The sequence below is a fragment of the Halobellus sp. GM3 genome, assembly GCF_052545375.1.
Genome location: NZ_JBQWLT010000010.1, coordinates 23,165 through 43,836, shown reverse-complemented (window position 1 = coordinate 43,836; position 20,672 = coordinate 23,165). Strand labels below are relative to the sequence as shown.

The following is a 20,672-nucleotide window of genomic DNA, read 5'->3' as shown; positions in this document are numbered from 1 at the left end:
GAACAACTACAATAGGTGTCTATGACGTTACTACGGTACACACTGAAACGGCTATTGCAGACGATTCCCGTACTGATAGCGATATCGCTGATCATCTTCGTCTTGGTGAATTCGCTTCCCGGTAACCCGATTCTGGCGCAGCTGCAGGGTCAAGAAATCACACAGGAGTTGATCAACAACCTGGAGGCGCGGTACGGGCTTGATCAGCCCCTGCACGAGCGGTATCTCTCGTACGTCTCGGGGCTCCTCGTCGGTGACTTGGGTTACAGTATCTACTACGAACAGCCGGTCTCGTCGCTGATGATCGAACGGGTCGGTCCGACGCTGCTTTTGGTCCTGTCGGCGTATCTCCTCGCACTGACGACGTCGATCCCGCTCGGCGTCGTGGCCGCGAAGTTCCACAACGACCTGCCCGATCACGCGTCTCGGATTCTCGCGCTGATCGGGGTGTCGACCCCCGGATTTTGGATCGGGATTATGATGATCATCCTCTTTTCGGTCGTCCTCGGCTGGCTCCCCAGCGGCAATCTAGTGTATCCGTGGCGGCCCCCCTCCCACTACGGCTACGGCTCGCAACTCGAGCTGTACGTGCAGACTGCCCGTCACTTACTGTTGCCGATGATCGCCCTCGGGACCCTCCAGATGGCGGTATTGATGCGTATCGAGCGGACGTCAATGCTCGAAAGCCTCCGAGAGGAGTACGTGCAAACCGCCCGAGCCTACGGCGTGCCGGAACAGACGATCCTTCGGCGGCACGCGTTCCGACCGGCGCAGCTCCCGGTGATTACGATCGTCGGCCTCAACCTCTCGACGGCGCTCGGCGGTTCGGTCGTCATCGAGGAGGTCTTCAACATCAACGGGATGGGAAGGCTCCTCCTGAGTTCGATTCAGGTACAGGACTACCAAGTGGTGATGAGTGTCACCCTCGTGTTGGCCGTCATCTTTCTCATCGGGGTCGTGATTACTGACATCGCCTACGCGTACATCGACCCGCGCGTGACGTACGGAGAGCGGTGAGACCGATGAGCACAATAGACCAACAGACGGACGAAGAGACGGCACCGGAGACACGGAAAGTCGGCGGCCGAGAGGTGCTTCGGAAAGTCAAGCGGGACTTCTCCGCACGGATCGGAATGTACATCATCGCGGTCGTCGTGGCCGTCGCCGCGTTCTCCAGTATCGACGCTCACCTCTCTACGATCACGGGCGGGATGCTAGAAAACTACGCGATCGGAGAAGCGCTTCCGGTGCTGCAGAACCCAGAGCGGTTGCCAGCTCCCGGAGAGATGGAAACGCACCGCCCGCCGGCGTTCGTCGAGGGCGGAACGTGGGAACACCCGCTGGGAACGGACGATCAGGGCCGGGACTACCTCAGCCGGCTGCTCTACGGGTCGCGCATCTCCATCACCGCGGGGATCGTCGCCACGGCAATCGGCGCGGTCGGCGGCATCGCGGCCGGCACCGTCGGCGGCTACTTCGGCGGATGGGTCGACGACGTGACGATGCGGGCTGTCGAGACGATCTACGCGATCCCGGCGGTCGTGTTAGTGATCGTCTTCACCGTGTTCGTCTCGAGGCGGAACCCGAACATCTGGTTCACGATGACCGGGGTGGGAATCGTCTCGATTCCGGTGTTCGCTCGCGTCATTCGCAGCCGCGTGCTGAGCATCCGCGAACTGAGCTACATCGAGGCCGCGAAGGCGTCGGGGGTGAAAGAGCGAACGATCATTCTCCGGCACGTCATTCCGAACAGCTTCGCGCCAGTGCTCGTCTACATCACGCTCCGGATCGGTGTCGTTATTCTCATCGTGGCCGGACTCTCCTTCCTCGGATACGGGGTGCAGCCGCCGACGCCTGACTGGGGACAGATGCTGTACATGGCCCAGCAAAACATCTACGTCAATCCGTGGTTGAGTATCTGGCCCGGACTATCGATACTGGTGACAATTATGGGGTTCAATCTCTTGGGCGACGGGCTGCAAGATGCGACCGATCCGCGAAACGATTGATATGAGCGAGAACACAATACTGTCAGTAGAGGATCTTCACGTACAATTCGAAACCGATTACGGGACGGTGAACGCCGTCGGCGGGGTGTCCTTCGACGTCCGCGAGGGCGAGATTGTCGGCCTCGTCGGGGAGTCCGGTGCCGGCAAGAGCGTCACCGTGATGAGCATCTTACGCCTCCTCGAGGGAGGCGGGAAGATGACCGGCGGGGAGATACGCCTCAGAGACCAATTGCTCGCCGGATACGACTACGGCCCGGACGGGCGGGTCGAAGACAGCGACATGCTGACCGAGGCCGAGATGCGACGCGACGTCCGGGGCTCGAAGGTCGCCGTGATCTTCCAGAACCCGACTGACAGCCTCAATCCGGTCTACACCGTCGGGAGTCAGATTCAGGAGTTCATCAGTTTGAATCGGGATTTGACGGGCGAAGCGGCCCGGTCCGAGGCCGTCTCTATGTTGCGGAAGGTCGGCATTCCGGAGCCGGAAGACCGATTCGACGATTACCCACACGAGTTCTCCGGCGGAATGCGTCAGCGAGTGCTGATTGCGATGGCCTTGGGGTGTCAACCGGACCTCATCATCGCCGATGAACCGACCACGGCCCTGGACGTCACAGTCGAGGCGCAGATTCTCGACCTCGTACGCGATATCCAAACGGAGATCAATACGAGTTTCATCTGGGTCACCCACGACATGGGCGTCGTCTCGGAGATCTGCGACAGGGTGAACGTGATGTACCTCGGCGAGATCGTCGAACAGGGACCGGTGGACGAGATTTTCTACGAGACCAGCCACCCGTACACGCAAGCGCTGCTGAACTCGATTCCGCGGCCCGACCAGACAGTCGAGGAGATCGAACCGATCGCCGGCGTGATGCCGTCCGCGGTCAATCCGCCGTCCGGTTGTCGGTTCCACACGCGCTGTCCGGACGCGAAAGAGATCTGTCGACGGACATCGCCCGACCCCGTCGAGATGGATCACTCCGATCACGTGGCTGCGTGTCTGAAGCACAGCGCGGAACGATACGAGGAGAGCGAGCCGCTTGCCCCGTCGGGTGAGACGATCGCGTCGAGCGGAGGCGCGTCCGCTCCGTCCGTCGAGCAGCAAACGGGGGGCGCGGATGGCTGAATCGCCCACGCCGTCGGCCGAGACGCCGGCTGAGCGGCTCGGAGAGTCGACCGAACCGCTGCTCGAAGTGGAGGGCCTCGCGAAGTACTTCCAGTCGGACACCGGATTTCTCTCCGGCTTCTTCGGGAGCCCGGACGTCAAAGCCGTCGACGACGTCAGCTTCACGATCGGCGAGGGCGAGACGTTCGCACTCGTCGGCGAGTCGGGCTGTGGGAAGTCCACGCTGGCGCGGACAGTGCTCAGGCTCGAAGATCCGACCTCCGGGGCGGTCCGGTTTCGAGGGCAGGACCTCGCGGCGTTGTCAAACAGCGAAATGCGCTCGCTCCGAAAGGACGTGCAGCTGATTTCACAGGACCCTCAGTCCTCGCTCGATCCGCGAATGACGATCGGAGAGAGCATCGAGGAGCCCATGAAAGCCCACGGGGTCCGCACGAAGGAGACTCGTCCGGAGCGGACGAGAGAGCTGCTGTCGATGGTCGGCCTCGATCCGTCCTACTACAACCGATACCCCCACGAGTTCTCGGGGGGACAGCGCCAACGGATCAACCTCGCACGGGCGCTCGCGACGGATCCGGAACTCATCGTCTGCGACGAGCCGGTATCCGCGCTCGACGTCTCGATCCAAGCGCAGGTGCTGAATACGATGCTCGAACTGCAAGACGCGTTCGATATCTCCTATCTGTTCATCTCGCACAACCTGAGCGTGGTTCGGTACATCGCGGACACCGTCGCGGTGATGTATCTGGGGAAGATCGTCGAGCAGGCCGAGAAAGAGGAGCTGTTCGAGAACCCACAGCACCCCTACACGCAGACCCTGTTGGCCTCAGTTCCGTCCCCGGATCCGCGGAGCCGGGGGGTCCGAGTGAACCACGAGGGAGACGTACCGAGCCCGATCGATCCGCCGTCGGGTTGCCGCTTCCGGACTCGGTGCCGCGAGCTACTCCAGCCGGGGGTCGGAGACGTCGCCCCCCAAGAACTGTCCGAGGCGGTTCGGGACGCGCGACTGGAGTCCTACGACATCAGGTCTGACCGGTGGGACGCGCTGCTCTCGTTCATTCGGGCGGTGAAGCGCCGCGAGTTCACCTACGAGAGCCGCGAGGGGGTGCTCGAGGAGTACTTCCCGATGGGACTCCCCGCCGGCGAGCCGGGCGAGGTCATCGACGACGCGATCGAGCGGGTCGCGGAGGGGTCGTGGGAGACCGCGGGCGACCTGCTCCTGCGGACGTTTCAGGACAACAGCATCTGTGCCGTCCGCCAGCCGGACTACGTCGTTGACACGGTGCTCGGCGAGGGAGAGCACTACTCGGCGTGCCACCTCCACAGAGGGGATGCCGACGCCGCGAACCGCGAGTGAGCGCGGGCCTGCCACTGCCGCGGTGGCGAGACACCGCCCAATTCTGCCGAGCGGGGGACATCTATTTGATGAGGGGCCGTGATGTGCTGGTATGGCCATTCTAGCCGCCATCGATGAGACGGAACGGTCACGACTGGTGCTCGAAACCGCTCACGATCTCGCAGAGAAATACAACGAGACGCTCATCGTGCTCCACGTGGTCCCAGAGGAGAACTACAACCGACACCGAGAGTTGGTGCAGAAGATGCCCGAGTTCGACGATTTCTCCCTGAGTCAGGAAGAAGAGAGCGCAGAGCGGTTCGTGATGAAATTCGTCGAGGAGACGCTCGGCGGTCAGCCGGAGAACATGGAGCCGCGCGGGCGCGTTGGAAGCGTGACCGACGAGATTCTCGCGGAGGTCGACCGCGTCGACCCGCGCTTTCTCGTGATCAGCGGGCGTCGACGCTCGCCCGCCGGAAAGGCGATCTTCGGCGATATCGCCCAGAGCATCCTCTTGAACGCGGACTGCCCCATCGTGACGCAACTGGTCGACTGATACTGATACTGATACTGATTGTTCTCGTCTCGTACCGGTGAGCGCCGCCCACGGGGTGGACACTCACCGGTGAAAAGTGAGAACAATCATTATGAGGCGGACGGGGGATTCGTGACCGCGACGTCGACGGCGCTGTCACTCGGACTCGGACGGTCGGTCGTCGGGGAAATCGGCGAACGCTTCCGACGGTGAGTCGGTGAACGCGCGGGGATGATACAGGAACGCGTCGGCGTCGATAACTGACCCGTAGGGCATCAGGTACGCGTTCCCCCTCCCTCGGGGAATCGCGAGTCGCCGTTCGGCCCGCCGTCTGACGTCCCGCCGATATTTCCGGTCGGCGGCCTCGAAAGAGAACTCCTCCGCGAGGGCGCGCAACTCGTCGCGCGCCTGTCTCGCCGCCCCATCGGCGTCGTCGAAGTGGTTCGTCCGCTCGGTTGGACACGCGGACAGGTCGAAGAACAGGTCGTCGGCGTCGAGGAATCGGACGTACTTGTAGGGGCCGTCTCGGACCACCCGGAAGTGCACGTCCGTGTTCGAGCGGTGGAAGTTGTCGACGTAGACGGGCGCTCGGTCCGGTTCGGTACCGGACAGGAGCGCGCGGGAGAGGTCGGTGCCGTCCACCTCGTCCGATAGGTCGAGACCGGCCAGCGAAGCGAGCGTCGGATAGAGGTCAAGGAGGCTCACTGGCGTCCGCACGCGGTCGGGTTGGTCCGCGTCGTACCGCTCGGGGAGGGAGACGAAAAACGGAACGCGGATCGATCCCTCGTGCCACGTGTTCTTGTCCCAGAGGCCGTGTTCCCCCGCCATCTCCCCGTGGTCGCTTATGTAGACCACGATCGTGTCCTCGAGGAAGCCGTCGCGCTCCAGCGTCGTGAGGAAGTCGTTCAGGATCTCATCGATGTACGCGACGCAGGCCATGTACCCGGCTCTGGCTTTCCGGACGGTCTCCTCGTCGAGCCTGTCGGTGTCGTACCGGCTCCGACGGTGGACCGTGAGGGGGTGATCGGACGTGTCGGAGTCCGCTTCGGTGACCGTCGGCATCGGTGCCCCGTCGGGCCAGTAGTCGTCGACGAACCGCTTCGGCGCGGTCCGGGGCCAGTGGGGGCGGTTGAACGACGCACAGAGGAACCACGGCGACTCGGGGTTACGGTTCCGGTACTCTCTGAGGAACGAGACCGACTCCCGAAGGACGTTCTGTTCTTGGAGGAGGCTCTCGGGGATGTTCGTCACGCCCGCCTCGGTCAGCAGCTCGGTGGCCCGCGGGCTGATCTCCTGTTGCGGATTCGGGGGTTCGTACTGGTGACCTGCCCGTCCCGTGAGGTCGCCGTACGGGCGGTGGTCGAATCCGCCGAACTGGCGCGTGCCGCCGAGATGCATTTTGCCGACCAAGCAGGTCTCATATCCCCCCGAGGAAAACGTCTCCGGCAGCGTTTCGGCGTCCGCTGGCAACATGTCCTCGTTGCCCCAAGCGCCGGCGTCCGCCGCGTGTCGACTCGTGAGCAGACACAGTCGCGAGGGCGTACACAGCGGCATCCCGCAGTACGCCCATTCGAACTCCGTCGACTCGGCGGCGAGCCGATCGAGCGTCGGCGTCGAGACCGGTTCGCCGTGGTCGGTCGCCGAGTAGCCGCCTCGGAACCGCGGGTTGTGCTGGTCAGAGATCAACAGGAGGACGTTCGGTTGATCGGCCGATAGCGAACGAGCCATACCAACGACCACAGGGTATCAGCTCAAAAGAATTTGGGTCGGGTACGTGGTCAGAGAGACGATACGATCGAGGGCGGAACAGACGGGAAGCGAGGGGTTCTGATTTGCCGGCCCGTGCAACGGCGGTCACGGGACGATCCGACGACGACGCTGTCGAACATCTTTGCCAAAATGTATATATGGTATGAGGTTGCACAAATAACTGAAGGCGTACTATGTCGACATTAGAGACACAGGCTGGAGGAGATTCCGGCGGGACGCTCTCGCTCGAAGACGTGACAGTCGTCTGTTGCGATTCGCACTTCGGGGAGTCGTTAGACGACCTCCTGCCGTACTTTTCCGACGAGAACGAGGCGTACAAAGAGATCATCGAGAAGACCGACAACCCCGAACAGGACATCCTGTCGGTCACGCATTCGATGCCCGCGTATCTCCAGAGCGAGGTACCCGGCAAAGAGATCTTCAACAACCTCGCGCCGAAGGCCGAACGGATGGAGGAACTCGGCATCGATTACGCGATTATGGACCCGGGGATCGGCGCGGCGCTCCCGACAGTCAACAACACCCGCTTCGCGGTCGCGATCGCGAACGCGTACAACTCTTGGCTCATCGACAAGTTCGAGACCGAACCGAGCGATCGGTTCCGGGCGAATATGACCGTCGCCCACCACCACCCGGAGCGCGCCGCCGAGGAGATTCACCGCGTCGCCGATCACGACGCCATCGCGGGGGTTCAGATCCCGTCGACGGGCGCGGTTCCGCCGCTCGGTCACTACCGGTACGATCCGATCTACGAGGCCGCCCAGGAACACGACCTCCCGATCTGTCTCCACGGCGCCAGCGTGAACACGTCGCACATCTTCCCGCTCGCCCGGATCTGGCACGAGACGTACTCGGAGGATCACACGATGATCCACCCGTTCACGCAGATGTGGCAGCTTCAGTCGATGATGTATCAGGGAGTGCCGGAGCGGTATCCCGACCTGACGTTCGTCTTCCAAGAGTCCGGCGTCGGGTGGATCGGCTACTGGAAGTGGCGTATGGACGACCACTACCTGGAACTCGATCACGAACTGCCCTACGTCCAAAAGCTCCCCAGCGAGTATATCGACGACCAGTTCTACTTCACGACGCAGCCGCTGGGCCACACCGTCAAAAGCCCGAAACACCTCGCGATGGCCATCGAAATGGCCGGTCCGGAAAACATCCTGTACGCGTCTGATTTCCCGCACCCGGACTTCGACCCGCCGGAGGAACTGTTCAACCGAATCTACTCCGAGTTCGACAACTCGGTTGTCCGCGGGATGATGGGCGAGACGGCGATGGATATCTGGGACATTAGCTAACAATGACGACGCGACACGAAGTGTGTGCGGTGGGAGACGTAGCAGAGGAGGGATCGCGGGTGATCAAGGAGGTTTCCGGACGGGAGATCGCGGTCTTCAACCACGACGGGGAGTACCACGCCGTCTTGAACTTCTGTCCCCATCAGGCCGGCCCGCTCTGTGAGGGGCAGATAAACGGGCGGACGCTCCCGAAAGACGACGGGTGGTCGTGGGGGTACGACAGCGAACAGAAGTACGTCACGTGCCCGTGGCACGCGTGGAAGTTCGACATCGAGACGGGCGATCACGTGGACTCGGACAAGTATCAGGTCCCGGTATACGACACCGCCGTCGAGGACGGTACGGTCTACGTCGAGTTCTGATACGGACTGGCGTCCCTCTCGATCGGCTACCCGAGAGAGCGATCACGACTTTCTTCGAGTCCCTCCGCGTCGACCGGGTCGGGCCGTCCGATCCACAAGCGTTCCCACGACGGCCGGGCGCTTACCACTCGCCGTCGGCATCGAGATGCGACAGGATCAGCTTTCGAACCTCGTCGGCGGGGCGCTCGTACTGGGAGTACCCTTCGCCCGTGCGGGTTCGGCTGATCCGCTCGACGACGTCGCCGTCGACGACGATCTCCCAGTCCGATTGGGGCGACGGGTTCACCGCCCGGAACTCGACGGTCGCTCCGGTCTCCGATTCGATCTCGTCGACGACCTCGGTTGTCAGCTCACCGTCGGTGAAACGGGGCGGACGGTACGGGCGCATCCCGTACGCCCGGAAGTGCTCGGCGTTCTCCTGCCACCAGTCGGGCAGTTCGTCGAGGTCCGTGTCCGCGTAGGGGTCTTCCTCGTCGTATCCGGCGGGGAGGTCCGCACTTCGGGGCACAGAGATATGGTCTGTCATACTCGGTGCTTCGGTCGAAAACGAATTAAATCTACTGCACCGCTGAGAGGCGATCCGTCCTCTCGCCAACGTACCGGTGCCCGCGGGGGGCACGGTAACGACCGGCGGGCACCTATTCGTCGGACTCTCCCGGAACGTGACCGACGGAGTCGGCGTACCGGTCCTGCGCCGTCTCGGGGAGGAACTCCGCTTCGAGTTCGCGGACGCGATCGAAGCCCGCGAGGGTGTGGAAGTCCGCCGCCGGGTGATCTTCGATCCGCTCTTGAAACGCCGCTTCGTGTGCGATACCGTCCTCGCTCAGGCCTTGGAGGTGGTCGTAGACGTGAACCGCGGTCGGGAACATCGTCGCGAGCACGGCCGAGATGCTGAACCCGTACTCCCCGAGCGTCTCCTCGTCGATGTACGGCGACACGCCGATCTGATTGTACATAAGCGGCGCGTCAACCGACCGTCCGATCTCGCGGACCTCCCCCTCGTCGGTCGGCCCCTCGACGAAGATCCCGTCGACGCCGGCATCCCGGTAGGCGTTCGCCCGTTCGATCGCCAACTCGAGGCTGCCGTTCACAGCGCCTCGCGCGTCGGTGCGGGCCATCACGACGAAGTCGGGGTCCAGTTCGTCCCGGACGTCGATCATCGCTTGGAGCTTCTTGACCGCCTCCTCTTCGGAGACGATCTGTTTGCCGGCGACGTGACCGCACCGCTTCGGCGCCACCTGATCCTCGATGAACACGCCGGCGACGGGCGTGTTCTGTATGAGCTCTCTGGCCGTTCGACGGGCGTTCAGCGCGTTTCCAAAGCCGGTATCGCCGTCGGCAAGCACCGGGAGCGACACCGAATTGGCGATGTTCCGGGCGTTTTCGACCATCTCGTCCATCGTAATGTACCCCGCGTCGGGGAGCCCCAGACTGCTCAGCGAGATGCCGTATCCGCTCAACCCGAGCATCTCGAAGCCGTCGACCTCCTCGGCGATCTTCGCGGTGAACGCGTCGTGGACGATCGGCGCCGTCGTTACTTCCCCGTTGGTCAGAATGTCGCGAAACCGCTGTCTGGCACTCATCGTCACTCCGTTCGAGACAGTGCAAAATAAAGACTGTGACTGACACGCAAGGGCGAGTAGATCAGCCGCTCCGACCGCTCCGCGGTCCGCAGATGCGATGTATTAATTTGCCGTGTGGTGTCACTGTTCAATGTGGAAGAACTAACCATTTACACGCCTGCGGGCGCGTTCGGCCACGGAATGGCGGAAGAAAGCGTCGAGCGGGCGCTCAGCCGGTATGACATCGACTACATCATCGTGGACGGGGGGTCGATCGACCCCGGTCCGAACTACTTGGGAGACGGAGAGTGGGGGCCGGAAAACCTCCTCAGACACGACTTCGAGGTCATCCTCGCCGCTCGGGAGCGCCACGACGTGCCGTTGATCATCAGCACGTGTGGAATTGCCGGGTCACGGGCGCATCTCGATCCGGTCGCAACCATCGCGAGGGAGGTGGCGGGCCGACTGGAGTCCGGTATCGACATCGCAAAAATCTACGCCGACATCGCGGGCGAGCAGTTGAAGCGGTACGTAGAAGACGGACGAGTCGATCCAGCGCCCGTCGGCGAATCGCTGTCGACCGACGACGTCGACCGGACGGAGCGGATCGTGGCTCAGCTGGGGGCGGAGCCGTACGTCGAAGCGCTCGACCGCGGTACCGACCTGATCCTCGGCGGTCGATCGGTCGATGTCGCCCCGTACGCTGCCGTCGGGGCGTATCACGGGTTTGACCCGGGGTTGGCGGTTCACTTGGGGAAGATTTTGGAGTGCGGGCCGATGGCCGCAGACTGGGACAGCGAGGCGGACAGCATCCTCGGGGTGCTGGGCGACGGGTACGCCGAGGTCGAACCGCCGGAACCGACCGGACGCTGCTCGACGGAGTCCGTCGCCGCCCACACGCTCTATGAGAAGGCGGATCCGTACACGATCCAGACGCCCACCGGAACCGCTGACGTCTCGACGGCCGACTTCACGCAGGTCAGCGACAGCCGTGTCCGAATCGAGGGCACCGAGTACCGGGAAACGCCGGTCGTGAACCACCTCCTCGAGGGCGTCGAGCGCGTCGGGTACCGTTCGATTATGCTCTGTGGGATTCGCGGGCCAGAGATCCTCGCCCGCCTCGATGAGATTCTCGATCGGACCCGAAAGAAAGTCACGGCGCTCGCCGACGGGACGTCGTGGACGCTAACGTTCAGGCGGTACGGCATCGACGGTGTCCCGCTTTTCCCCGAACCGACACCCGAGACCGTCCCGCCCGAAGTCGGCCTCGTCGTCGACGTCACCGCAGAGACCCGCGAGCGCGCCGGCAACGTCTGTGGCACGGTCAACAACGTCCTCCGCCACCTCAATTTCGAGGGGAAGCTAGCGACCTCGGGAAACCTCGCGATACCCTACTCGCCGGCGGTCACCGACGTCGGCCCGGTCTATGAGTTCTCGGTCTACAACTTCCTCGAGGGGTTGAGCTCCCGCGAGCTCGCGAACATCGAATACGAGGTGGTCGAATGACGACGCTCGCAGAGGTCGCCAGTATCGTCCGGAGCAAGAACGCCGGCCCCTTCACGATCACGCTGGATGTCTTCTTCGAGACGGACGAAGCGTATCGTGACGTCGTCGACAGAGACGTCCTGACGCCGGCAGTGATCGCCGACGTGTACGGACTCGAAGCGGATGTGCCCGTCAGCGTATACGCCGTCGATGAGGTCTCCGCGATCAAGATATCACTCCCCCGGTCGATCCCGGCTGGGGACCGCAGAGACACGGACGTCTACGGAATGCAGCAGTACACTCCGCTGCTCGCTATTCGTCTCTGATACGGGCTGTTGTACCGGTGTCCCATCGTAGCGGTTGGCACCGGATTGCGCTATCCGATCGCCGCGACAAGACGAGGCCGCTCATTTCGAGTTCCGGACGACTGTCGGTCGACGAGGGCCGTCTCGAGGCCGCCGACAGGGAAACTTATAAGAGAGTAGATTGGAACATCGAAACCGAGTGATGAGAGCCGAACAACTTAGAGAGCTACTGAAGGCCGACGAACCACTCGTCGTCCCGAGTGTGTTCGATGTGCTGTCTGCACGTATCGCGGAGTCGCAGGGCTTCGAGGCGGTGTACCTCAGCGGAAACAACGCGGGGGCGTCCACCGGAGCGACAGAGCCGATGGTCACGCTGACGGAGATGTGTGGCCGGTCACGGGAGATCGCGCACAACGTCGACGCGCCCCTCATCGCGGACGCGGGCGCGGGGTTCGGAAACGCTGCGCACACCTACCGCACGGTCCAAGAGTTCGCTCAAACGGGTCTCGGTGGCATTCACATCGAAGATCAGGTGTACCCCAAACGGATCCATTATCACGACAACCATCACGCGATCGTCGGCGTCGAACGGATGCAACAGAAACTGCGTGCGGCCGTTCGAGCGCGCGAAGACTGCCGGGACGACGTCGTGGTGATGGCCCGCACCGACGCGGGACGCGGGAACCTCCGAACCGAGGACGGACAGACCGTCGAAGAGGCCGTCGAACGAATCAACGCGTATGGCGACGCCGGCGCGGAGGTCGGGATGGTATTCGCCGATACGACCGAGGAGATCGAGTACGCCGCCGAACACGCGGAGATCCCACTCGCGTACCCGCTGGTCGAGATGCACCAGCAGAACCAGGACATCGGCCCCGAGACGCTCGGGGAGATGGGGTACGCTATGGTGTTCTATCCGCTGTCAGCGATGCTGACTGTCACAGACGCGCTTACCGACCTCTACGGGTCGCTTCGAGCGGACGGTGAACTGACGCTTGGCACCGACGAAAGCGCCGACCTCCTCGAACAGGTCGACACGCTCATCGGTCTGGGCGAGTTTCTGGAGATCGAAGACGAGGAATTAGAGCGGGAATGACCGAGTGCGGTCGGAGTCGCACCGACCGTCGCACGACGGGCGCGATCCGATCGATATCGAAAGCGCACAACACTTATAATAGACTAACAACACTCTTCTGGTATGGCGTTTGAGAGCGGAGACCACGAGTATAGTCACTTTATCGATGGCGAGTTTGTCGAGTCGACCGGTGACGAGCGGATCGCGGTGTCCTATCCGTACACGGGCGAGACGTGGGGGTCGGTACCGGAGGGGACGGCCGAGGACGTCGATCGGGCGGTCGACGCCGCGCGCGAGGCGTTACCGGAGTGGAAGGGGCAGAACCGGACCGAACGACGCGACGTCCTGCAATCGATGGCGACGGTGTTCGAAGAGCACGCCGACGAACTGGCGGAGCTTGAGACCCGACAGAACGGCAAGCTCATCCGCGAGATGAAACCGCAGATGTTCGCCGTCGCCGAGATGCTCCGCCACTACGCGAGCCTCGTCGACGCGGATCGCGGCGAGGTGATTCCGCTGGACACCAAAGACGACGGGGTGTTCAACTACGTCGTCCACGAGCCCTACGGAGTGGTTGGCGGAATCACGCCGTGGAACTCGCCGGTGCTTCTCGGGATGACGAAGCTCGTGTGTGCGATCGCCGCCGGAAACACGTTCGTTCACAAGCCGAGCGAGCAGACGCCGATCAGCGCGCTGCGCGTCGCGTCGCTCCTCTCCGAGGAGAGCGACCTGCCGGACGGAGTGTACAACGTCGTCACGGGCGCGGGGAAGGCCGGCGCGGAGGTCTCCGACCACGAGGGGGTCGATCACCTCTCTTTCACCGGCGGAACGGAAGTCGGCCGGAGAGTCGGTGAGGCGGCCGGTCGAAACATCAACTCCGTGACGCTGGAACTCGGCGGCAAAAGCCCCAACATCATCTTCCCGAGCGCGGACGTCGACAACGCCGTCAACGGGGTCATGAAGGGCGTCTTCGCCGCCTCGGGGCAGACGTGCGTGGCCGGCTCACGCGTCTTCGTGCACGAGAGCCTGTACGACGAGGTCGTCGAAACGCTCGTTTCCCGGGCGTCCGACGTGTCGCTGGGCGATCCCCTCGATCCCCAGACCGAGATGGGACCGCTGGCGTACCGAGAACACTGGGAGTCGGTCAAAGAGCACATCGACACCGCCGTCGAAGACGGAGCCACCGTCGCGTACGGCGGCGAACGCCCGGCAGACACGCCGGGCGAGTGCTTCATGCAGCCGACGATTCTGACGGACGTCGAGAACGATATGCGCGTCGCCCAAGAGGAGATCTTCGGGCCGGTGACGTGTGTGATGCCGTTTTCGGACGAGGAGGAGGTCGTCGAAAAAGCCAACGAGACGCGGTTCGGCTTGGCCGCCGGCGTCTGGTCGGAGGACATGCGGCAGATCTTCCGCGTGACCGAAGCGATCGAGGCGGGGACGATCTGGGTGAACGAGTATCGCATCGCCGGGTGGCCGACGCCCTTCGGCGGGTTCAAAGACAGCGGCGTCGGACGCGAACAGGCGAAAGAAGGCCTCGACGAGTACCGACAGACGAAGTCGATATGGATCGACAAGACGGGCGAGGTCGACGACCCGTTCAAGATCGAGTTCTAAATCCGTCCGGCGCGTGACGTCGGAGCGTCTCCCCGTCGGGGCGTTTGTAACTGGTTTCAGATCCGGTCGCGCGAGAATCCGCACAACTGCGAGCGATACGACACCGAACGGAATATCAGGCGTCCTCGCGGTGGATCATCTCTTTGAGGTACTGGTGCAGTTTCCCGTTGTCGGCGTCCTTGCCGAGGTCTGAGGTCCCGTATCCGACGATCTGCCTGACGGCGTTCCCCAACATCAGCGGCGCGTCGTTGTCCTCGCCGTACTGCGTGAGGAGTTTGAGATCTTTCTCCATCAGGCCGAGGCCGAATCCGAGGTCGTACTCGCCTTCGATCTTCTTCGGGAGGAATATCGACGTGGGCTCGCCGAGGGCGTCCGCCGAATCGAGCACATCGAGTAGCGGTTCCGGATCGAGACCGGACTTCTGTCCGAGCAACACGGCCTCGGACGCCGCGATGTACTGAACGAACGCGATGTAGTTCCGAAGGAGCTTCACGGCGTCGCCGTCGCCCGGCGACTCGCCGATGTGTATGATGTCGTTGGCGAACGATTCCATAACCGGACGGCACTGGTCGAGAGCGGACTCCTCGCCGCCGACCATCACTGTCAGCGTTCCGTCGGTCGCCCCCGGTCGTCCGCCGGTCACCGGCGCACCAAGCACGTCCACGCCGCCCTCAGCGAGCTCGTCGGCGATCCCTTCAGTGACGCTCGGCATCGACGTCGAGAGGTCGACGACGACGCTTCCGGGAGTGAGCGCGGGTTTCAACTCCGCTACCACGTCCTCGACTACGGGCGGGGATGGCAGCGAGAGGAAGATGATCGCAGCGTTTTCGGCGACCTCCCCAACGTCGGCAGCCCCGTTCGCCCCTTGGGATTCGAGCGCTTCCACGGCCTCGTCGCGGAGATCGAAGACGGTGGGGTCGTACCCGTCCGCGAGGAGGTTCTCTGCCATTGGTCTGCCCATCGTTCCGAGCCCGATATATCCTACTCGTGTCACACCATATGAGGAGTAATTATGATATTTAAAAATTGTGTCGGTGACGTGTGTGACGCCGTCTTCGGACGAGGAGGAGGTCGTCCGGAAGGCCAACGAGACGCGGTTCCGCGTGGCCGCCGGCGTTAGTCGGAGGACATGCGACAGATTTTCCGCGTGCCCGAAGCGAATCGAGGCGGGGACGGTCTGGGTGAACGAGTATCGCATCGCCGGGTGGCCGACGCCCTTCGGCGGGTTCAAAGACAGCGGCGTCGGACGCGAACAGGCGAAAGAAGGCCCCGACGAGTACCGACAGACGAAGTCGTCTAGAATGTGGAATGCTACCGTAGCGTTGGCACCGGATTGCGCATCCGATCGCACGCGGTCGCGCGGTCGAGTGCGCGAAGACGTGTAAACGTTAGATAGGCGGGATTTCGGGCGATCACTCGTTCCCGCGGGCGGAGTCGCCCGGACGGTTCGGTAAGGGAAGCCGGTCAGGCGTCCTCGCGGTGGATCATCTCTTTGAGGTACTGGTGCAGTTTCCCGTTGTCGGCGTCCTTGCCGAGGTCTGAGGTCCCGTATCCGACGATCTGCCTGACGGCGTTCCCCAACATTAACGGCGCGTCGTTGTCCTCGCTGTACTGCGCGAGGAGTTTGAGGTCCTTTTCCATCAGGCCGAGGCCGAATCCGAGGTCGTACTCGCCTTCGATCTTCTTCGGGAGGAACGTCGACGTGGGCTCGCCGAGGGCGTCCGCCGAATCGAGCACGTCGAGCAGCGGTTCCGGGTCGAGGCCGGACTTCTGTCCGAGCAACACGGCCTCGGACGCGGCGACGTCCTGAGCGAACCCGATGTAGTTCCGAAGGAGCTTCACGGCGTCGCCGTCGCCCGGCGACTCGCCGATGTGTATGATGTCGTTGGCGAACGACTCCATAATCGGCTGACACCGGTCGAGAACGGACTCCTCGCCGCCGACCATCACGGTGAGCGTTCCGTCGGTCGCCCCCGGTCGGCCGCCGGTCACCGGCGCACCCAGCACGTCGACGCCGAGTTCAGCGAGCTCGTCGGCGATCTCTTCGGTGACCGCTGGGACGGACGTCGACAGATCGACGATGACGTCTCCGGAACTCAACGCGGGCTTCAACTCCGCAACCACGTCCTCGATTACGGGTGGAGACGGCAGCGACAGGAAGATGATCTCCGCGCGTTCGGCGACGCTCGACGCGTCTGCGGTCCCGTCCGCCCCTTGGGATTCGAGCGCTTCCACGGCCTCAGCGCGGAGGTCGAACACGGTGACCTCGTACCCGTCTGCAACGAGGTTCTCCGCCATCGGTTTGCCCATCGTTCCGAGCCCAATATATCCTACTGATGTCATATCGGCTAATGTCTCCTATCTTATTTAAAATTACCGCATTGATGGTGAGGGAATGTCTCTGTGATTGTATTGTCTCGTTCTCCAAGGAGGCCGGTTTCCGCTCGCCACGTGTCAGTGAACCGGTGTGACACGTACTTTTATTATCTATGCTCTCATCGTTCCCAACCGCGATGGATAGCGACGCACGTATTTCCACAGTCACTGTTCTCGGAGCCGGTAGTATGGGCCACGGTATCGCAGAGGTTTCCGCCATCGCGGGGTACGACGTCGTGCTCCGCGATATCGAGGAAGAGTACGTCGAAAACGGGTACGAGCAAATCGAATGGAGCGTCGAGAAACTGGCCGAGAAAGGTCAGATCGACGACGCCGCTGACACCGTGCTCGATCGCATCTCAACGACCACCGACCTCGAGGCTGCGGTGTCGGACGCCGATCTGGTACTCGAGGCCGCACCGGAGAACTTGGACCTCAAGCAGGACATATTCGGTAGCGTCGAGAGACACGCGCCGGCGGAAACGATCATCGCGACGAACACCTCGAGCCTGCGAGTGACGGACATCGCCGCCGAGCTGGACGACCCCAGTCGCGCCTGCGGGATTCACTTTTTCAACCCACCGGTGAAGATGGATCTCGCGGAGGTCGTCTACGGCGAGGAGACCGCGGAGTCGGTCGCCGAGGCAGCGTACCAGTTCGTCGAGTCGCTCGATAAGACGCCGATCTACGTCCGCAAGGACGTCCCGGAGTTCGTCGTGAACAACGTCATCACGCCGTTTATGGAGGAGGCCGGTTGGATGATCGACGATGGCTCGGCCACGGTCGAGTCGGTCGACGCGGCGATGGTGTACGAACGCGGGTACCCGATGGGGCCGTGCGAACTCAACGATTTCGGCGGACTGGACGTTCTCGTGCACACGCGCGAACAGTGGGATCAGCCGATCCCGAACTCGATCAGGGAGCGGTACGACGCCGACCAGCTGGGGCGGAAATCCGGACACGGATTCTACGACTACGAGGACGGAGAGGGCGTCACATACGACTCCTCGGACGCCGAGGGCGTCGACACGCTGCGGATCGAAGCGCGGATGATCAACGAGGCGGCGCGGCTCGTCGGCGACGGCGTTGCGACGCCGAGGGATATCGACATCGGCGCGCGGCTCGGCGGGCGGTTCCCCGAGGGCGTCTGCCGGCGAGGGGACAAGATCGGTCTCGAGTCCGTCCTCGAGACGGTCGAGTCGCTCTATGAGCGGACGGGTGCGGATCGGTACGAGCCCGCGGCGTACCTGCGCGAACTCGTCTCCGACGGCGACACCGGCGAAGACGCCGGGCGGGGGTTCTACGACTACACTGACGGCCGACCGTTCTTTTACGTGGACTCCGAGATCGACGACCGCGGTGTCCTCAGGGTGACGCTCGACCGCGCGGAACGTCTCAACGCCTTCAACGACGATATGTTCGAGGAGGTCCGGACGCTGCTCGAAACCGCAGACCCATCGGCGATCCGGTGTGTCGTCTTCGAAGGCGCCGGCGACGCGTTCAGCGCCGGAGCCGACGTGAACAGCTTCACGACCGCCGATCCCATCGAGATGATGGATATCGACGAAACGATGACTGCCGTGTCCGAGTTCGACCGTCCGACGATCGCCAAGATCGACGGCCACTGTCTCGGCGCGGGTCTCGAACTCTCGTTGGCGTGTGACTTCCGCATCGCCACCGACGGTTCGACGGTCGGGCTCCCCGAGATGGACCTCGGACTGATTCCCGGCGGGGGCGGGACGCAGCGACTGCGCCGGACGATCGGTGAACCACTCACCAAGGAACTCGTCCTACGAGCGAAACGCGTCAGCGCTTCCCAAGCCGACGAGTGGAATCTCGTCCACCAGTGTGTCCCGGGTGACGAGATCGACGAGGCGGTCGAACGCTACGTCGCTGATTTCGTCAGCGGCCCGCAGACCGCGCTCAAGGTGGGGAAGTCCGTGATCGATCGGGGAGCGGACGTCGATCTCGAATCCGGGCTGGCGATCGAAAAGCAGGCCTTCAGCCTGCTATTGACGACCGACGAGGTGACCGAGGGGATCGAAGCGTTCCAAGAAGATCGCGACGCGCAGTTCGACGAGCTGTAACCGGACGAGCGACAGACTATACTTGGACGTGCCACATACCGCAGGTAATGCCATGATGGATTACGAACTCACGCTGACAAAAACGCTGAACCGCGCCGTCGAAAAGTTCGCTCACAAGACGATCACCACAAAACTCGAGGACGGGAGTTACCACACTTACACGTACGAGGACGCCTACGAACGGATCTGTCGACTCGCCCACGCGCTCGACGACTACGGTCTCGAACGGGGGGACCGTGTGTCGGTGATGGCCCGGAACCATTATCGACACTACGAACTGTACTACGGACCCTCCTGCAGCGGTCGTTCGATTCATATGACGAATCATCGACTGCCCGAATCACACCTGATCGAGATCATCAACGAGGCCGAAGACCGACTGCTGTTCGTCGACCCCGCGTTCGTCGAGACCATCGAGTCTATCGCGTCCGACCTCCAAACCGTCGAGAAGTACGTGATACTCGACGACAGCGTTCCCGAGGTGGATCTGCAGCCGGTCACGGACTATGAGTCGTTCATCGAGGGATACAGCACCGAGTACGCGTGGCCAGACCTCGACGAGGAGACCGAGTGTGGAATCTGTTACACATCGGGGACGACCGGCCTTCCGAAGGGTGCCGCCTACTCTCACCGGGGGCTGTTCCTGTTGAGCATGAACTACGGCGCGAAGGACTCCTTCGGGGTCTGTGAATCCGACGTCATCCTGCCGGTGGTGCCGATGTTCCACGTCAACGGGTGGTGTATCCCGTACAGCGGGACCTTCTATGGATCGGGATTCGTGCTGCCGGGCAAACACACGGGGCTGGAAGCCATCGAGGAGATGATCCGCGAACACGACGTGACAGTGGCCGCGGCCGTGCCGACGATCTGGACGGATATGGCTAATTACATCGATGAGAACCCCGAGGCGGACATCAGCACGCTAGACCGGATCCTCACGGGGGGGAGCTCTCCGCCACCAGCGATTATGCAGCGCTTCGAGACGGAGTTCGACGCGCCGATTATTCAGGGCTACGGGATGACCGAGGCGTCACCGCACTTAGTGAATACGCTCGTCACGGAGGAGGTCAAAGAACTCCCGAAAGAAACGCAGTACGAGCTGCGGACGAAGGCGGGGATCCCCATTCCGGGCGCGGAGATCAGACTCCGGGACGACAACGGCGAGTCGGTGCCGCACGACGGAGAAACGCCGGGGGAGATCGAAGCCCGATCACCGTGGGTGATCGGCGAGTACTACAACCGGCCGGAGGCGACCGAGGAGTCGTTCACCGACGACGGGTGGTTCAAAACGGGGGATATCGGGACGATCGATGAGTACGGCTATTTAGACGTGGTCGATCGCGTCGACGACATCATCAAAAGCGGCGGCGAGTGGATTTCGTCGGTCGAACTCGAGAACGAGTTGGTGGCGCACGAGGCGGTCACGGAAGCGACCGTCGTGAGCGTCTCGCACGAACGCTGGCAGGAACGCCCCGTTGCATACGTTACCACGACCGGCGACGTCGACGAGGCGGATCTGCGCCAGCACCTACTCGAGGAGTTCCCCAAGTGGTGGCTTCCGGACCAGTTCATTTTCTCCGAGGAGATCCCGAGGACGAGCACCGGAAAGTACGATAAGAAGACCCTCAGAACCGAATTCGTCGATACGCACGGCGAACTCCCCCTCGAGGAGGACTGAGGCCGACCGTTCTCCTCTCGTACCGCCGGTCGTCGGTACATAATG

The 20,672-nt window shown here is 62.8% G+C and carries 19 protein-coding genes; 14 read left to right on the top strand and 5 right to left on the bottom strand.

Features of this window, described 5'->3' with window-relative positions; genetic code table 11:
* The first annotated feature begins 21 nt into the window (after positions 1 to 21).
* From ACT3HL_RS14570 to ACT3HL_RS14550, 5 genes are all read left to right on the top strand, one after another.
* On the top strand, positions 22 to 1,017 hold the full coding sequence (locus ACT3HL_RS14570) for an ABC transporter permease subunit (protein WP_445087503.1): 996 nt from the start codon (positions 22 to 24) through the stop codon (positions 1,015 to 1,017).
* A 5-nt stretch (positions 1,018 to 1,022) separates the two neighbouring features.
* Positions 1,023 to 2,009 (top strand): ABC transporter permease subunit, encoded by a 987-nt coding sequence (locus ACT3HL_RS14565; protein WP_445087502.1) that lies wholly within the window; start codon positions 1,023 to 1,025, stop codon positions 2,007 to 2,009.
* 1 nt (position 2,010) lies between these two features.
* Positions 2,011 to 3,138 (top strand): oligopeptide/dipeptide ABC transporter ATP-binding protein, encoded by a 1,128-nt coding sequence (locus ACT3HL_RS14560; protein WP_445087501.1) that lies wholly within the window; start codon positions 2,011 to 2,013, stop codon positions 3,136 to 3,138.
* The gene (locus ACT3HL_RS14555; RefSeq protein WP_445087500.1) at positions 3,131 to 4,492 is read left to right on the top strand and encodes an oligopeptide/dipeptide ABC transporter ATP-binding protein; all 1,362 of its coding nucleotides are present in this window, start codon (positions 3,131 to 3,133) and stop codon (positions 4,490 to 4,492) included. Before ACT3HL_RS14560 ends, ACT3HL_RS14555 begins: the two co-directional genes overlap by 8 nt.
* A gap of 91 nt (positions 4,493 to 4,583) precedes the next feature.
* Positions 4,584 to 5,027: a universal stress protein gene (locus ACT3HL_RS14550; protein WP_445087499.1), complete on the top strand. Its 444-nt coding sequence runs from the start codon at positions 4,584 to 4,586 to the stop codon at positions 5,025 to 5,027.
* Between the two features lie 135 nt (positions 5,028 to 5,162).
* On the opposite strand, the gene ACT3HL_RS14545 is transcribed toward ACT3HL_RS14550, so the two are convergent.
* On the bottom strand, positions 5,163 to 6,734 hold the full coding sequence (locus ACT3HL_RS14545) for a sulfatase-like hydrolase/transferase (protein WP_445087498.1): 1,572 nt from the start codon (positions 6,732 to 6,734) through the stop codon (positions 5,163 to 5,165).
* Positions 6,735 to 6,949: 215 nt separating this feature from the next.
* Between ACT3HL_RS14545 and ACT3HL_RS14540 the strand changes: the two genes are divergently transcribed.
* Both ACT3HL_RS14540 and ACT3HL_RS14535 read left to right on the top strand, forming a co-directional pair.
* Positions 6,950 to 8,080 carry an amidohydrolase family protein gene (locus ACT3HL_RS14540; RefSeq protein ID WP_445087497.1) on the top strand — a complete coding sequence of 377 codons (1,131 nt, stop codon included), beginning with the start codon at positions 6,950 to 6,952 and terminating at the stop codon, positions 8,078 to 8,080.
* Positions 8,081 to 8,082: 2 nt separating this feature from the next.
* Positions 8,083 to 8,442, top strand: a complete 360-nt coding sequence (locus ACT3HL_RS14535; protein WP_445087496.1) for a Rieske 2Fe-2S domain-containing protein — start codon at positions 8,083 to 8,085, stop codon at positions 8,440 to 8,442.
* 121 nt (positions 8,443 to 8,563) lie between these two features.
* Here ACT3HL_RS14535 and ACT3HL_RS14530 read toward each other — a convergent pair whose 3' ends face one another.
* Positions 8,564 to 8,968, bottom strand: a complete 405-nt coding sequence (locus ACT3HL_RS14530) for a hypothetical protein (protein ID WP_445087495.1) — start codon at positions 8,966 to 8,968, stop codon at positions 8,564 to 8,566.
* Between the two features lie 112 nt (positions 8,969 to 9,080).
* Positions 9,081 to 10,025 carry an isocitrate lyase/phosphoenolpyruvate mutase family protein gene (locus ACT3HL_RS14525; RefSeq protein WP_445087494.1) on the bottom strand — a complete coding sequence of 315 codons (945 nt, stop codon included), beginning with the start codon at positions 10,023 to 10,025 and terminating at the stop codon, positions 9,081 to 9,083.
* A 132-nt stretch (positions 10,026 to 10,157) separates the two neighbouring features.
* Here ACT3HL_RS14525 and ACT3HL_RS14520 point away from each other — a divergent pair, with 132 nt between their 5' ends.
* From ACT3HL_RS14520 to ACT3HL_RS14505, 4 genes are all read left to right on the top strand, one after another.
* Positions 10,158 to 11,510: an acyclic terpene utilization AtuA family protein gene (locus ACT3HL_RS14520; RefSeq protein ID WP_445087493.1), complete on the top strand. Its 1,353-nt coding sequence runs from the start codon at positions 10,158 to 10,160 to the stop codon at positions 11,508 to 11,510.
* Positions 11,507 to 11,815: a DUF4387 family protein gene (locus tag ACT3HL_RS14515; protein ID WP_445087492.1), complete on the top strand. Its 309-nt coding sequence runs from the start codon at positions 11,507 to 11,509 to the stop codon at positions 11,813 to 11,815. Before ACT3HL_RS14520 ends, ACT3HL_RS14515 begins: the two co-directional genes overlap by 4 nt.
* Positions 11,816 to 11,996: 181 nt before the next feature.
* Positions 11,997 to 12,890 (top strand): isocitrate lyase/phosphoenolpyruvate mutase family protein, encoded by an 894-nt coding sequence (locus ACT3HL_RS14510; protein WP_445087491.1) that lies wholly within the window; start codon positions 11,997 to 11,999, stop codon positions 12,888 to 12,890.
* A 102-nt stretch (positions 12,891 to 12,992) separates the two neighbouring features.
* Positions 12,993 to 14,486 (top strand): aldehyde dehydrogenase family protein, encoded by a 1,494-nt coding sequence (locus ACT3HL_RS14505; RefSeq protein ID WP_445087490.1) that lies wholly within the window; start codon positions 12,993 to 12,995, stop codon positions 14,484 to 14,486.
* A gap of 115 nt (positions 14,487 to 14,601) precedes the next feature.
* Here the strand turns inward: ACT3HL_RS14505 and ACT3HL_RS14500 are convergent, their stop codons facing one another.
* Positions 14,602 to 15,480 carry an NAD(P)-binding domain-containing protein gene (locus ACT3HL_RS14500; protein ID WP_445087489.1) on the bottom strand — a complete coding sequence of 293 codons (879 nt, stop codon included), beginning with the start codon at positions 15,478 to 15,480 and terminating at the stop codon, positions 14,602 to 14,604.
* A 34-nt stretch (positions 15,481 to 15,514) separates the two neighbouring features.
* Between ACT3HL_RS14500 and ACT3HL_RS14495 the strand changes: the two genes are divergently transcribed.
* Entirely contained in the window at positions 15,515 to 15,871 is a 357-nt protein-coding gene (locus tag ACT3HL_RS14495; protein WP_445087488.1) for an aldehyde dehydrogenase family protein, read from the top strand.
* Positions 15,872 to 15,950: 79 nt separating this feature from the next.
* Here ACT3HL_RS14495 and ACT3HL_RS14490 read toward each other — a convergent pair whose 3' ends face one another.
* Positions 15,951 to 16,829, bottom strand: coding sequence for an NAD(P)-binding domain-containing protein (locus ACT3HL_RS14490; protein ID WP_445087487.1), 879 nt, complete (start codon positions 16,827 to 16,829; stop codon positions 15,951 to 15,953).
* A 170-nt stretch (positions 16,830 to 16,999) separates the two neighbouring features.
* Here ACT3HL_RS14490 and ACT3HL_RS14485 point away from each other — a divergent pair, with 170 nt between their 5' ends.
* Both ACT3HL_RS14485 and ACT3HL_RS14480 read left to right on the top strand, forming a co-directional pair.
* Positions 17,000 to 18,949 carry a 3-hydroxyacyl-CoA dehydrogenase NAD-binding domain-containing protein gene (locus ACT3HL_RS14485; protein WP_445087486.1) on the top strand — a complete coding sequence of 650 codons (1,950 nt, stop codon included), beginning with the start codon at positions 17,000 to 17,002 and terminating at the stop codon, positions 18,947 to 18,949.
* Positions 18,950 to 19,004: 55 nt separating this feature from the next.
* Positions 19,005 to 20,627, top strand: a complete 1,623-nt coding sequence (locus ACT3HL_RS14480) for a long-chain-fatty-acid--CoA ligase (RefSeq protein WP_445087485.1) — start codon at positions 19,005 to 19,007, stop codon at positions 20,625 to 20,627.
* Positions 20,628 to 20,672 lie beyond the last annotated feature (45 nt).